We start from the raw sequence: 449 nt of genomic DNA, 5'->3' as shown, positions 1-449 counted from the left end.
GCCGCGAGGTTACCGAACCCTATCAAACTCTGAATGCCGGCTAATTGATGAATAGCAGTCAGACTACGTGAGATAAGTCTCGTGGTCAAAAGGGAAACAGCCCAGATCTACAGCTAAGGTCCCAAATTCATGCTAAGTGGAAAATGATGTGAAACTGCGAAGACAACCAGGATGTTGGCTTAGAAGCAGCCACTCATTCAAAGAGTGCGTAATAGCTCACTGGTCGAGTGGTTTTGCGCAGAAAATGTAACGGGGCTAAGCATGAAACCGAAGCTTAGGCATTGCAGTAATGCATTGGGTAGGGGAGCGTCGTATAAGAGGCGAAGTCAGAGCGTAAGCACTGGTGGATTTTATACGAGTGAGAATGCCGGAATAAGTAGCGAGAATTATGTGAGAATCATAATGGCCGAAAATCTAAGGTTTCTTGGGGAAGGTTCGTCCGCCCAAGG

The 449-nt window shown here is 47.0% G+C and carries 1 rRNA gene; it reads left to right on the top strand.

What is annotated here, in order from left to right:
* Positions 1–449, top strand: a 23S ribosomal RNA gene (locus ACYQ3S_RS15675); the annotation flags it as partial.

Source organism: Agathobaculum sp. TL06, from assembly GCF_054658635.1.
This window is presented reverse-complemented; position numbering and strand designations above follow the sequence as displayed.